General features: G+C 61.6%; 13 protein-coding genes. 8 read left to right on the top strand and 5 right to left on the bottom strand.

Annotation, left to right across the window (positions count from 1 at the left end; translation table 11 throughout):
* Positions 1-34 precede the first annotated feature (34 nt).
* Positions 35-646, top strand: a complete 612-nt coding sequence (locus BTE54_RS00210; protein ID WP_078051102.1) for a LysE family translocator — start codon at positions 35-37, stop codon at positions 644-646.
* Between the two features lie 24 nt (positions 647-670).
* Here BTE54_RS00210 and BTE54_RS00205 read toward each other — a convergent pair whose 3' ends face one another.
* Positions 671-1,498, bottom strand: a complete 828-nt coding sequence (locus BTE54_RS00205) for an aldo/keto reductase (protein ID WP_078051101.1) — start codon at positions 1,496-1,498, stop codon at positions 671-673.
* Between the two features lie 215 nt (positions 1,499-1,713).
* Here BTE54_RS00205 and BTE54_RS00200 point away from each other — a divergent pair, with 215 nt between their 5' ends.
* Complete coding sequence (locus tag BTE54_RS00200; RefSeq protein WP_078051100.1) at positions 1,714-2,421, top strand: YafY family protein; 708 nt, start codon at positions 1,714-1,716, stop codon at positions 2,419-2,421.
* 48 nt (positions 2,422-2,469) lie between these two features.
* Positions 2,470-2,838 (top strand): VOC family protein, encoded by a 369-nt coding sequence (locus tag BTE54_RS00195; RefSeq protein WP_078051099.1) that lies wholly within the window; start codon positions 2,470-2,472, stop codon positions 2,836-2,838.
* A 2-nt stretch (positions 2,839-2,840) separates the two neighbouring features.
* Here BTE54_RS00195 and tam read toward each other — a convergent pair whose 3' ends face one another.
* Positions 2,841-3,611 carry a trans-aconitate 2-methyltransferase gene (gene tam / locus BTE54_RS00190; RefSeq protein ID WP_078051098.1) on the bottom strand — a complete coding sequence of 257 codons (771 nt, stop codon included), beginning with the start codon at positions 3,609-3,611 and terminating at the stop codon, positions 2,841-2,843.
* A gap of 338 nt (positions 3,612-3,949) precedes the next feature.
* Here tam and BTE54_RS00185 point away from each other — a divergent pair, with 338 nt between their 5' ends.
* Positions 3,950-4,831: a branched-chain amino acid aminotransferase gene (locus BTE54_RS00185; RefSeq protein WP_078051097.1), complete on the top strand. Its 882-nt coding sequence runs from the start codon at positions 3,950-3,952 to the stop codon at positions 4,829-4,831.
* Positions 4,832-5,002: 171 nt separating this feature from the next.
* Entirely contained in the window at positions 5,003-7,378 is a 2,376-nt protein-coding gene (locus BTE54_RS00180) for a HAMP domain-containing methyl-accepting chemotaxis protein (protein ID WP_078051096.1), read from the top strand.
* A gap of 228 nt (positions 7,379-7,606) precedes the next feature.
* Here BTE54_RS00180 and BTE54_RS00175 read toward each other — a convergent pair whose 3' ends face one another.
* Positions 7,607-8,494, bottom strand: coding sequence for a LysR family transcriptional regulator (locus BTE54_RS00175; RefSeq protein WP_078051095.1), 888 nt, complete (start codon positions 8,492-8,494; stop codon positions 7,607-7,609).
* Between the two features lie 96 nt (positions 8,495-8,590).
* On the opposite strand from BTE54_RS00175, the gene BTE54_RS00170 reads away from it, so the two are divergent.
* The gene (locus BTE54_RS00170; protein ID WP_078051471.1) at positions 8,591-9,133 is read left to right on the top strand and encodes a GNAT family N-acetyltransferase; all 543 of its coding nucleotides are present in this window, start codon (positions 8,591-8,593) and stop codon (positions 9,131-9,133) included.
* Between the two features lie 4 nt (positions 9,134-9,137).
* Here BTE54_RS00170 and BTE54_RS00165 read toward each other — a convergent pair whose 3' ends face one another.
* On the bottom strand, positions 9,138-9,500 hold the full coding sequence (locus tag BTE54_RS00165) for a hypothetical protein (RefSeq protein WP_078051094.1): 363 nt from the start codon (positions 9,498-9,500) through the stop codon (positions 9,138-9,140).
* A 219-nt stretch (positions 9,501-9,719) separates the two neighbouring features.
* Here BTE54_RS00165 and BTE54_RS00160 point away from each other — a divergent pair, with 219 nt between their 5' ends.
* Positions 9,720-10,322 carry a superoxide dismutase gene (locus BTE54_RS00160; protein ID WP_003522258.1) on the top strand — a complete coding sequence of 201 codons (603 nt, stop codon included), beginning with the start codon at positions 9,720-9,722 and terminating at the stop codon, positions 10,320-10,322.
* 267 nt (positions 10,323-10,589) lie between these two features.
* Positions 10,590-11,435 (top strand): metallophosphoesterase, encoded by an 846-nt coding sequence (locus BTE54_RS00155; RefSeq protein WP_078051093.1) that lies wholly within the window; start codon positions 10,590-10,592, stop codon positions 11,433-11,435.
* On the opposite strand, the gene BTE54_RS00150 is transcribed toward BTE54_RS00155, so the two are convergent.
* The gene (locus BTE54_RS00150; protein ID WP_078051092.1) at positions 11,424-12,134 is read right to left on the bottom strand and encodes a YafY family protein; all 711 of its coding nucleotides are present in this window, start codon (positions 12,132-12,134) and stop codon (positions 11,424-11,426) included. The genes BTE54_RS00155 and BTE54_RS00150 overlap by 12 nt on opposite strands.
* Positions 12,135-12,140 lie beyond the last annotated feature (6 nt).

The following is a 12,140-nucleotide window of genomic DNA, read 5'->3' as shown; positions in this document are numbered from 1 at the left end:
TGCTGTCCTCCACCCCACAGGACGCACCCGCACCATGACACCCGAATTCCTCATCACATCCCTCATCGTCGCCGCCTCTCCCGGAACCGGCGTGGTCTACACGCTCGCCGCCGGTCTTTCGCAGGGGGCGAGGGCGAGCATCATTGCTGCCTTCGGCTGCACGCTTGGCATCGTGCCGCATCTGCTCGCCGCCATCACCGGCCTTGCCGCCATCCTGCACACCAGCGCGCTCGCCTTCGGCATCGTCAAATATCTGGGGGTCGCCTACCTCCTTTACATGGCGTGGAACACGCTGCGGGAGGACGGTGCGCTGAAGATCGACGATACGAGGGAGCCCCGCAAGGCCGCCCGCATCATCGGCGAGGCGATCCTCATCAATTTGCTGAACCCGAAACTGTCGATCTTCTTTTTCGCTTTCCTGCCGCAGTTCATCGCACCGGATGAGGCTTTGCCGACACGGCGCATGATCGATCTAGGGCTGATCTTCATGGCCATGACGTTTCTGGTGTTTGCGCTATATGGCTGTTTCGCCGCCTCGGTCCGGCGGCAGGTGGTGTCGCGCCCGGCGGTCCTCGCGTGGCTGCGGCGCAGCTTCGCCGCCGCTTTCGTGGTGCTGGGTGCGAAGCTGGCCCTGACCGAGCGATGAGACCAGAGCGGAGGGAAGGCCGCCTCAGTCGTCCCAATCGGGCGCGAGGTGGCCGGGATTGACGATGCGGCCATTCGGTCTGGCCAGCGCGTGGATCGCCCGCATTTCCTCTTCCGTCAGCGCGAAATCGAAAACATCGAAATTCTCCTTGAGGCGGCTTTCCGTCGCCGTCTTGGAAAGCGCCACGATATCCGGCTGCTGCACCGCCCAGCGCAGGGTCACCTGCGCGGCGGTCTTGCCGTGTTTTGCGCCGATATCCTTCAGCACGGGATCGTTCGGCACCTTGCCATCGGCCATCAGATAATAGGCCGTCACCGACATTCCGTGCTTGCGCGCGGCCGAAATCACCTTCGTCTGGTCGAGATAGGGGTGATATTCAATCTGGTTGGTGGCAAGCGGCGTGTCGGACAGTTTCACCGCCTCTTCGGTCAGCGCCACATTGAAGTTGGAAATGCCGATATTGCGCGCCTTGCCGGCCTTGCGCACCGCGTTCAACGCGCCCATGCGCTCGGCAAGCGGCACATCGCTCTTCGGCCAGTGCAGCAGCAGCAGATCGACATAGTCGGTCTTCAGCTTCGCAAGGCTTTCATCGACGGAAGCGAGAAAATCGTCGTGGCGGAAGCGGTCCACCCAGACCTTGGTGGTGAGAAATATATCGTGCCGGGAAATGCCCGATTGCGCGATGACCTCGCCGACCGCGCCTTCGTTCTTGTAAATCTGCGCAGTATCGACATGGCGGAAGCCGAGTTTCAGTGCTTCCGGCAGAATGCGCCTGACATCGTCTTCCGGAATGCGGAAGGTGCCGAAACCGAGGGCGGGAATATTCGCGCCATTCGCGCTGACGTCATACATGGGATGTCTCTCCTGTTTGCTGAAAACACGGCCGGCGCGGGATGCCGGGTGGGGAAGCCGTCTTTCATTAACTGGTATCTGCGCGATCGGTTTCAACAGTTTCGACGCGATCACCATCCACGCCATTGCGGGCGGTCAGGCGCGGCGATAACAGTCGGCTGCAGAAGATCATATCGCGGTATGGATTTAAATATACGGATGGAAGGAAATATCGCGTGTCACGCTCACAACGGCTTCTCGATCTGTTGCAGATCCTGCGCTCCCACCGCATGCCGGTCAGCGGCGCGGCCCTTGCCGCGCAAACCGGCGTCAGCCTGCGCACGCTCTACCGCGATATAGCGACGCTTCAGGCGCAGGGCGCGGATATCGAAGGGGAGGCTGGCGTGGGTTATGTGCTGCGCCCCGGTTTCCTGTTGCCGCCGCTGATGTTTTCGCAGCAGGAAATCGAGGCGCTGGTGCTCGGCTCGCGCTGGGTGGCGGGCCGTGCCGACGCGGGATTGGCGGAGGCCGCCCGCGCCGCCCTCGTGAAGATCGGCGCCGTGCTTCCCGATACCCTGCGCGAGGAACTCGATCATTCCACCCTGCTCGTCGGTCCGGGGCAGGGCCTTGCCGCCATCCATGTCGATCTGGCCGCCATTCGCGATACGATCCGTAAGGAAAGCAGGGTCGTCATCACCTATCGCGATGAAAAGGGAGAGGTGACGGAACGGGTGATCTGGCCCTTCGCGCTCGCCTTTTTCGATCTGGTGCGGGTGGTGCTTGGCTGGTGCGAGACACGGCAGGACTACCGCAGTTTCCGGGCCGACCGCATCGAAGATTTCCGCCCTCTCGACAGCCGTTATCCGCGCCGCCGCCAGGCCTTGTTGAAAGAATGGCGCGAAAGGGAAAAACAGCGGCGGCGGCATCATGCTGACAAAAACTGACAGCAGCAGGGGCTAGACATCGTTTATCCGCAACACAGGAGAACAGCCATGACCCACCCCGATTTCACCATCCTTTACGTCGACAACCCGCCGGCCAGCACCGAATTTTACAAGGAGCTGCTGGGTGCGGAGCCGGTCGAAGCCTCGCCGACATTCGCGCTCTTCGTGCTTCAGAACGGCATGAAGCTCGGCCTCTGGTCGCGGCACACCGTGGAGCCGAAAGCATCCGTTACGGGCGGCGGCGGCGAGCTTGCCTTCCGCGTTGAAAACGCGGCGCGGGTGGACGAGATTTTTGCGGATTGGAAGGCGACGGGCATCGACATGCTGCAGCAGCCGGCAGGCATGGAATTCGGCTACACCTTTACCGCCGCCGACCCCGACAATCATCGTCTCCGGGTCTATGCTTTCGCGGGCTGAAGCTACTTCTTCACCGCCACCACAAAAAGGCGGGGAAAGCGCAGAAGCAGGCGGCCGTCCGCCATCGGCGGATAGGCCGCCTTGATGCGCCGCGTATAGTCGGCGAGGAAGGCTTCGCGGTTTTCCTCGCCGGCGGCGGTGAGATAGGGGCGCAGCCCCGTGCCCTTGACCCATTCGACGATGCTTTCCGCGTCCTTCATCGGATGATTATAGATGGTGTGCCACACATCCACCCGCGCGGATTTCGGCGTCAGCGCATCGAAATAATCCGAAGGCGCGGGCAGAGGTTTGCGGCGCAGACTGCCATCTGAAAACCTATCCTTCCAGGAACCGTTCGTCCCGGTCTCCTCCATGGCGCGATGCGTCGGCTCCTGCAGATTGTCGGGCATCTGAACGGCCAGAACGCCGCCGCTTTCCAGCTGGTCCATCAGTTGCGAAAGAACGGTGAGATGATCCGGCACCCATTGGAACACGGCATTGGCGTAAAGCAGGTCTGCCTTCTGCGCTGGCTTCCACTGGGAAAGATCGGCCTTGCCGAAGCGCGTGGTCGGCAGCCGGTCCGCCGCCTTTTCCAGCATGTCGTCATCGCTGTCGATGCCGGTAATGACATTGACGCCGTAACGGTCGGTCAGAAGCTCGGTGGAATTGCCGGGGCCGCAGCCGAGGTCATAGCCGTTCAGCACCCGCTCCAGCGGCACCTGCGCCAGAAGATCCCGCGCGGGGCGCGTCCGCTCGTCTTCGAATTTCAGATATTGTTGGGCGGACCATGCCATGATTTTCCTCCTGCAAAATGCCGTCAGATCGCCAGCATCGCATGGGGCAAATCGCGCCGCTATCGTCCGATGCATGAATTATTGTGATGAACCTATTCATCAACCTTTTGTTTCGCCTCATAAAACGTGCTCACCGGGCCATCACTTTGTTATTTTCCATCAAAATCAGAAATCGCTGCAATTAAAACTTGACCTCGTCCAGGGAGAGGCATTCACTCCGGCCGATTTCCAGCACATGCCCCGTTGAGAGCGCGCAGCGCTCTTCATCCGGCAATGCATCAGAACAAAAAAGACGGAGCGTTTTTACCGAACGAAAACGCTCGAGACAGGAGACCACCATGAGCGTCGATACCGCACCCCGATCAACCACCTGGACCTATGTTGACGGTCAATGGCTGCCCGGCAATCCGCCGCTCATCGGCCCGACCTCGCATGCCATGTGGCTGGCCTCCACGGTGTTCGACGGTGCGCGCTGGTTCGATGGTGTCGCGCCCGATCTCGATCTGCACTGCCAGCGTATCAATCGCTCCGCCGTCAATATGGGCATGAAGCCGACCATGACGGCCGAGGAGATCGAGTCCCTGGCACTCGAAGGCGTCAAGAAATTCGACGGCAAGATGGCGATCTACATCAAGCCGATGTATTGGGCCGAACACGGCATGCCCGGCAGCGTCGTGGCGCCCGATGCCAGCTCCACCAGGTTTGCGCTTTGCCTTTTCGAAGCGCCGATGGATGCCGGCAAGCCGCTGACGCTCACCGTCTCGCCGCTGCGCCGCCCTTCGCCGGAAACCGCCATGACCGACGCAAAGGCCGGCAGCCTTTACCCCAATAGCGGCCGCGCCATTCTGGAAGCGCGCTCGCGCGGTTTCGACAATGCCCTGATGCGCGACATGAACGGCAATGTCGCCGAGTCCGCTTCGGCCAACATCTTCATGGTCAAGGACGGCGTTGTCCTTACCCCGGTTCCGAACCGCACCTTCCTTGCCGGCATCACCCGTTCGCGCGTGATCGGCCTTCTGCGCCAGGCCGGTTTCGACGTGCGGGAAGCGACGCTTTCGGTCGAGGATTTCCGCGAGGCCGATGAAATCTTCTGCTCCGGCAATTATTCCAAGGTTTCGCCCGTCGTGAAGCTCGATGATCGTGAATTGCAGGCAGGCCCCGTCGCCCGCAAGGCGCTCGATCTCTATATGGACTGGGCGCGTCTCGGCGCGGACGTTTAAGGTCGAGTAAAACCCATAGTTTCAAGAGGCCGCGGCAGGCTCATCCCTGCTGCGGCCTTTTGTTTTGAACCGAATTATTTCCCATAAAAATTCAGGGGGAATTTAATCCAATTTTAGAGGACCACACGCTAGCTTGCGGCATTATCGATCCGGGCTATTGGGGGCCGCCAAATGTCTTTCAGCATACGCAATATACTTGTGGGATTTTTTCTGCTCATCGGCATCGCGCTGGCGGGCTTCGTGGGCAACGGCATGTTGCAGTCCGTGCAGCGTGCCCGCAGCTTTTCGGAGGTGGCGCAGCTCGTTTCGCTGGACAGGCTGCTTTTCAACGCCTTGCTGAACTTTCGCAGTGAACGCGGGAACAGCGCCTCGGCGCTGACGGTCGACCCGGCGAAGACGGCCAACACTATCGCCAGCGTGCAGGCGTCGCGCCAGAAGGTGGACGCCGCCATGGGGGCCTTTCTCGAACAGGCCGCCGCGCTCGATCAGGCTGGCCTCAAGGCCCCGCTTGCCCGCGTGAAGGATATCTACACGCAATTCCTGGAACTGCGCAAAAAGGTTGACGCCAACGTCACCCTGCCACTCGACCGTCGTGAAAACGGGCTGGACAAGACCGTGCTGGCGCTCGGTCAGGATTTCCTGACGGCGCTCGAAGCCGGCTCGACGGCGGTGGAAGGTGAGGTTCGCTCGCTGGACCAGAGCCTGACCGGCCTCATCCAGTTGCGGTCCTATGGCTGGTCGGCGCGTGCGCTCGGCGGCAGCGCCACCGTTGTCATCAATGCGGTCGTGGCCCAGCAGCGGCCGCTGACCCCGCAGGAAACCCAGCAGCTCGGTAATTTCGATGCCGGCGCGGCCTTTGCCTGGAAAGCCACCGGCGACCTCGTCGCGCATGAATCGACGCCGCAGGCGCTGAAGGATATCTACGCCGTTGCCGACAGGACCTATTTCAAGGGTGATTTCGTCACGCAGCGCGCAAAGCTGATAGACGATCTGAACAACGGCCGCACGCCTGCCTTCACCATCGATACATGGCGCAATACGGTCACCGCGAACCTCGATACGGTCGCGAAAATCGCCTCAGAAGCGATGGATGTTCTCAACGCCAATGCCGAAAAGGCCAGACAGGACGCCTTTATCGGCGCGATGATCTATCTCGCCGCGTTCATCCTCACGCTTGGCGTCTGCATTCTCTGCCTTGCCGTCATCGTCGGCCGCGTCACCCGTCCCATCAGCCGCCTGACAAAGGCGATGATGGAATTGTCCACCGGCAACCTGACCATCGATGTGCCCGGCGCAAAACGCGGCGACGAGATCGGCGAGATGGCCCGCGCCGTGGAAATCTTCCGCGAAGCGGCCATCCGCAACCGGCAGCTTGAGGACGAAGCCGTCGGCAACCGCGAGCAGGCCGAGCGTGACCGTATCGAGCTGCAGCAGCGCGCCGAGGCCGAGGCCGAAGAGCGTCTCAATCAGGCCACGGGGTCGCTGGCTGGCGGTCTTCGCCGGCTTGCCTCCGGGGATATGGTCTGCGAGATCGCCACGCCGTTTGCGCCGCAATTCGAGACGCTGCGGCACGATTTCAACAGCTCCGTGCATCAGCTGCGCGAAGCGCTCACAAGCGTTGGCCAGTCCGTGCAGACCGTGAACGGCGGCGCCCACGAGGTATCCTCCGCATCCGACGATCTTTCCCGCCGCACCGAACAGCAGGCTGCTTCTCTTGAAGAAACCGCCGCGGCGCTGGAAGAGATCACCGCCAATGTTTCCGCCACCTCCAAACGGGCGAGCGATGCGCGCGACACGGTGCGTGAGGCAAGGACAAAGGCCGATCTTTCCGGCAAGGTGGTGCGCGATGCCGTCGCCGCCATGGAGCGCATCGAACATTCCTCGCGCCAGATCGGCCAGATCATCGGCGTCATCGACGAAATTGCCTTCCAGACCAACCTTCTGGCGCTGAACGCCGGCGTCGAGGCGGCAAGGGCGGGCGATGCGGGTAAGGGCTTCGCCGTCGTCGCACAGGAAGTGCGAGAACTGGCGCAGCGCTCCGCCAATGCCGCCAAGGAAATCAAGCAACTCATCACCGCGTCAGCCGTTGCGGTGGGTGAAGGCGTGAAGCTGGTGGCCGATACCGGCGTCGGCCTTTCCGAGATCGAGCAGCTGGTGCTTTCCGTCAACACCCATATGGACGCCATCGCCACGGCGGCGCAGGAGCAGTCGGCAGGCCTTTCCGAGGTCAATACGGCCGTCAACCACATGGATCAGGCCACGCAGCAGAATGCCGCGATGGTGGAGGAAATGAATGCGGCCGGTGCGGGTCTTGCACAGGAATGCACGAACCTTCACGCCCTGCTTGCGCAATTCCAGCTCGGCCAGCAAAGCTCCGCATTGCGGGAAACGGCACGGCATATGCAGCGCGCCGCAAGCCCGGCCCACGCGCCCGCCGCACCGGTTGCACCGGTCGCACCGGTCGCACCGGCGCGGAAGGCTCGCCCCGTTGCTGCACGCGGCAATGCGGCGCTGGCCGTGAAGGGGGATGAGTGGACGGAGTTTTGAGAACGAACCTCATGGACTGAACGTATGTGGTGGAGGCTTGATTATGCGCTCCGTCACCCCGGACTTGATCCGGGGTCCAGCGCGATCAAGTCCTTGATCGCGAAAGACTCTCTTCACGGCGCAGACGCGCCGTGGCTGGATGCCGGATCAAGTCCGGCATGACGGAGGAGAGAGTACGGGGCCTTTTCGTCAACAAGTCGAGGCCTGCCCTCGCAGCCAGCGCGGGCCTCATCCTTTCCGCACATCCGGCAGCGCAGCGGCAAGCGCCCGCAGCGGCGCGGTCATATGTTTGTCGCGTCGCATCGCCAGCGCGATCCGCCGTTCAAGCGGCGGTTCGAGCGAGCGCCATTCGAGCCCGGATGCGGCACCTTCATGCTCCATCGCCATGCGCGGCACGATGGCAAGGCCAAGGCCCGCACCTGCGAGCTTCTTGATCGCCTCGACGCTGCCCAGTTCCATGGCGGGCTGCACGGTGCGGCCGCTTGCCGAAAACCATTGATCCGCCAGCCGGCGCGTATTGCCGCCCTCGTAAAGCAGCAGCGGCCGCGCCGAAAGCGTCTCGGCGTTGAGCGCCGTTGCGTCAGAGACGGAGCCTTGCGGGAAAACCGCGACCAGCTCGTCGAGATGGATATCGCTGATATCGAGGCTGCGGCCGCTGGCGGGCAGGGCCACCACGGCCGCATCGATGGTATTGGCCTCCAGAAGCCGGAGGATATCGTGGGTATTGCCGGTCTGCACGACGATCTCGATGCCGGGCATGGCCTGCCGGATTTTCCCCAGCACCGGCGGCAGCAGATAGATGCAGGCGGTGGCGCCGGTGCCGATGCGCAGGCGTCCCGTCACCCCGCTGCGATGCGGCGCAACGGTATCGATGGCATGCGCCACTTCTTCGGCAATCCGCCTTGCATGGATGAGAAAGTCGCGCCCCGCCGCCGTCGGCTGCGCGCGCCTGCCGACCCTTTCGATCAGCCGCACGCCGAGCTGTTTTTCAAGCAGCCTTATATGCAGGCTGATGGCCGGCTGCGTCAGCCCCGCCTTGTCGGCGGCGGCGGAAAAACTGCCGAGATCGGCCACATCCATGAAGCTGCGTAGCTGCCGCAGATCGAGGTCCATCATCAAAGAAAACCTTATCGTTTGTATAAGATAGATAATCTTTATTTTGGCTGCGCCGCAATGCACAATGACGGCGTGAATGATCCGCAGGACAAGAGAATGACCCTTTCCACCGTTTCCAGCCTTACGATCCGCCCTTGCGAAGAGGCGGATATTCCAGCCATTGCCGAAATCTACCGGGACGCCGTTCTGCACGGCCGCGCTAGCTTCGAGATCGATCCGCCAAGCGCGGAGATGATGCTCGAGCGCCGCCGCCTTCTGGTGGAGGGCAATTACCCCTATCTCGTCGCCGAATGCGATGGAAAGATAGCCGGATATGCCTATGCCGGCGCCTATCGCCCGCGCCCGGCCTATGGCGCGGCGGTGGAGAATTCCGTTTATATCGATCCGGGTATGAAGGGCATGGGCATCGGCCGCAAGCTGCTCGAGGCGTTGATCGAGGCGGCGACGGCACGCGGCTTCCGGCAGATGATCGCCGTCATCGGCGATTCGGCCAATGCCGCCTCGATCGGCGTGCACCGCGCCGCCGGTTTCGAACATGTCGGCACCTTCAAATCCATCGGCTGGAAACATGGCCAATGGCTGGATACGGTGCTGATGCAGCGTGCGCTGGGCGAGGGCGACACCACACCGCGCTTTTGAACGGTCAGGGCTTGGTGGAGCCGGGTATTTCCACCTTCAGCGTATCGCCGGAAAGCTCGCTGCCCAGCTCCACGGCCTTGGTCTTCTTGTCATAGACGCAGATATGGCTGACGGTCGCATCCGCGCCCCCACTCTTCCCGGCGAGTTTGGCCTTGCCGGTAAGAATTGCGAGGCCGTAATTCTCGCTGCCGACCGGATCGACCACGGCCTTCGCGTCCTCGATCATGTCCTTGGCGCCGGCAAGGCAGGCCGTCTGCACATCCGCCACGAACTCCTTCCAGGCGTCATCCGACGATGCGGCGGCGGGGAGAGTAAGCGACGAGAAGGCCGCAAGGAGGAGGATGGTGCGGGGGATCGGACGGGTCATGAATTTCCTTCCTGCAATCTCGGCAAAAGCGAACCGATAGGGTGGAAAACGGTACGCCAGGGTTGTGAAACAAATGTGGTGGCGGCCGCGCGGGGAGGAATTTTCTCTTTTGTCGGAACATTTTGATATTTCGCAGGTTGCCCAAACAGAGGTTCGCTCCTATGGTCCGCTCACACGGTTTCTAGGAGCGGTAACCCGCTGCAAAAAGGAGTAAAAACCATGGCCTTCGAACTTCCCGAACTCCCCTACGACTACGACGCGCTTGCACCCTACATGTCGCGCGAGACGCTCGAGTTCCATCACGACAAGCACCACAAGGCATATGTCGACAACGGCAACAAGCTGGCGGCCGAAGCAGGTCTTTCCGACCTGTCGCTCGAAGAAGTCGTGAAGAAGTCCTTTGGCACCAATGCCGGTCTCTTCAACAATGCTGCCCAGCATTACAACCACGTCCATTTCTGGAAGTGGATGAAGAAGGGCGGCGGCGGCAACAAGCTGCCTGGCAAGCTCGAGCAGGCATTCGCCTCCGATCTCGGCGGTTACGACAAGTTCAAGGCCGATTTCATCGCTGCCGGCACCACGCAGTTCGGCTCCGGCTGGGCATGGCTCTCCGTCAAGAACGGCAAGCTTGAAATTTCCAAGACCCCGAATGGCGAAAACCCGCTGGTTCATGGTGCCGATCCCATCCTCGGCGTCGATGTCTGGGAACACTCCTACTACATCGACTACCGCAACCTGCGTCCGAAGTACCTCGAAGCCTTCGTCGATAACCTCATCAACTGGGACTACGTCCTGGAGCGTTACGAAGCCGCCGCCAAGTAAGGCTTGCGCGGAATGCGTCGTTGCTGATCGAAGCAGCCTCCTCCCGCGCGACGTCATCCTCGGCCTTGTGCCGAGGATCTGCTCCGTCTCTCAAAACGCGACGTGGCAGATGCTCGGGACAGGCCCGAGCATGACGACAGTGGAAATATCCACACACTTGAGACGCCCGGCTTCAAGCCGGGTGTTTTGCATTTGTGATAGGGCGATGCGGCCTGTCGGATTTTATTGTCACAAGCCTGTCATCCGCCGGGTTTATCGCGGCGCATCATGACTGAAAAAACCACGCCTCTCTTCTCCTTCGGCATTGTCGCCGATCCCCAATATGCCGATGCCGCTCCCCGTCCGGAAATGGGCCGTTATTACGCCGAGAGCCCGAAAAAGCTCGCAGACGCGATCGACGCCTTCAACCGCGAGGAATTGGCCTTCGTGGTGACGCTCGGCGATATCATCGATCGCGGCTTCGAAAACTTCGATGCGATCCTTGCCGTTTACGACGGGCTTCGCCACCGCTCGGTGCTGCTGCCGGGCAATCACGATTTCGCCGTCGCCGCCGAGCATTTGCCGACTATCCACGCCCGCCTCGGCATGTCCGCCCCCTGGCATGATTTTTCCATCGGCGACATCCGCTTCGTCGTGCTTGACGGCAATGAGGTCAGCCTTTTCGCGCCGCCGCCCGGCGATCCGCGTCGGGCGCTTGCCGCAGATCGGTTGAAGCACCTTGCGGATGCCGGCGCAATCAATGCGCAGGACTGGAACGCCTCGCTCAGCGACGAGCAGTTCGAATGGCTGCGGGCCGTCCTGCAAAGGGCGGATGCGGCAGGCGAAAAAGTGATCGTTCTCTGCCACTATCCTGTCTATCCCGAAAACGCCCACAATATGTGGGACGCGCCTCGCATCCTTGAGCTTCTCGGCTCCCACCCCTCGGTCGTCGCGTGGTTCAATGGCCATAATCACGAGGGCAATTACGGTGTGCTGGGCAATACCCACTTCGTGAACTTCAAGGGCATGGTCGATACGCCAGACCAGAACACCTTCGCGATTGCCGATGTCTTTGCCGACCGGATCGTCATTCGCGGTTTTGGGCGCGAGGAGGATCGCCTTTTACGGCTGTGAATAGGGGATTGGCGGCTGGTTGCTCTGCCAGCCGCTCATCCACAATTGCCGCAGCTTTTCGCCTTCCAGCTTGAAGAAGCTGCCGGTCGTTTCGCAGCTCAGCACCCGGTCCGAACGGAAATTGCGAATCGCCTGCCGCAATTCGCACCAGACGACGATATTCACCGTCTCCGAATAATAGATCACCGCAATCGGCCGAACCTGCCGCTGCGTTTGCGCGCCGGCTTCATCGCGATAGGTGATCTCCAGCTTCTCCTCGTCGCGCACCGCCCGCCGGACCGTCGCAAGATCGACGCCGGCGGGGGAGGGCGCGATGCTGCCCCAGGCATGCAGGGCATTGGCGGAGAGGGTTTTCGACAGGGGTTCGGGCAGGGAGGCGGCGATCTTGTCGCTGACCTGCCTTGCCGCCTGCCGCAACTCGCTATCGCCGGTGCGGGCGATCATGGCGAGCGCCAGCACGATCGCCTCCGTCTCTTCGATGGAAAACATCAACGGTGGCAGGTTGAAGCCGGGACGCAGGATATAACCGACGCCGCGTTCCCCTTCGATGGGCACGCGCATGGTCTGAAGCGCTGCTATGTCGCGATAGACAGAGCGCACCGTCACTTCCAGCGCCTCGGCAATCGTCTGCGCGGTGACAGGCCTGCGCGCCACCCGCAGAATCTGGATGATCTCGAACAGTCTCGACGCCTTGCGCATTACCGT

This window comes from Agrobacterium sp. YIC 4121, assembly GCF_002008205.1.
GTDB lineage: Bacteria > Pseudomonadota > Alphaproteobacteria > Rhizobiales > Rhizobiaceae > Agrobacterium > Agrobacterium leguminum.
The sequence above is the reverse complement of the archived record's forward strand: the minus strand, read 5'-3'. Positions and strand labels throughout refer to the sequence as shown.

Excerpts from the sequence above, each read along its gene's own strand:
- BTE54_RS00185 (WP_078051097.1), top strand. The coding sequence starts at position 3,950 with ATGAGCGTCGATACCGCACCCCGATCAACCACCTGGACCTATGTTGAC.
- BTE54_RS00150 (WP_078051092.1), bottom strand. The coding sequence starts at position 12,134 with ATGCGCAAGGCGTCGAGACTGTTCGAGATCATCCAGATTCTGCGGGTG.
- BTE54_RS00205 (WP_078051101.1), bottom strand. The coding sequence starts at position 1,498 with ATGTATGACGTCAGCGCGAATGGCGCGAATATTCCCGCCCTCGGTTTC.
- BTE54_RS00160 (WP_003522258.1), top strand. The coding sequence starts at position 9,720 with ATGGCCTTCGAACTTCCCGAACTCCCCTACGACTACGACGCGCTTGCA.
- BTE54_RS00195 (WP_078051099.1), top strand. The coding sequence starts at position 2,470 with ATGACCCACCCCGATTTCACCATCCTTTACGTCGACAACCCGCCGGCC.
- tam (WP_078051098.1), bottom strand. The coding sequence starts at position 3,611 with ATGGCATGGTCCGCCCAACAATATCTGAAATTCGAAGACGAGCGGACG.
- BTE54_RS00170 (WP_078051471.1), top strand. The coding sequence starts at position 8,591 with ATGACCCTTTCCACCGTTTCCAGCCTTACGATCCGCCCTTGCGAAGAG.
- BTE54_RS00165 (WP_078051094.1), bottom strand. The coding sequence starts at position 9,500 with ATGACCCGTCCGATCCCCCGCACCATCCTCCTCCTTGCGGCCTTCTCG.
- BTE54_RS00155 (WP_078051093.1), top strand. The coding sequence starts at position 10,590 with ATGACTGAAAAAACCACGCCTCTCTTCTCCTTCGGCATTGTCGCCGAT.
- BTE54_RS00180 (WP_078051096.1), top strand. The coding sequence starts at position 5,003 with ATGTCTTTCAGCATACGCAATATACTTGTGGGATTTTTTCTGCTCATC.
- BTE54_RS00175 (WP_078051095.1), bottom strand. The coding sequence starts at position 8,494 with ATGATGGACCTCGATCTGCGGCAGCTACGCAGCTTCATGGATGTGGCC.
- BTE54_RS00210 (WP_078051102.1), top strand. The coding sequence starts at position 35 with ATGACACCCGAATTCCTCATCACATCCCTCATCGTCGCCGCCTCTCCC.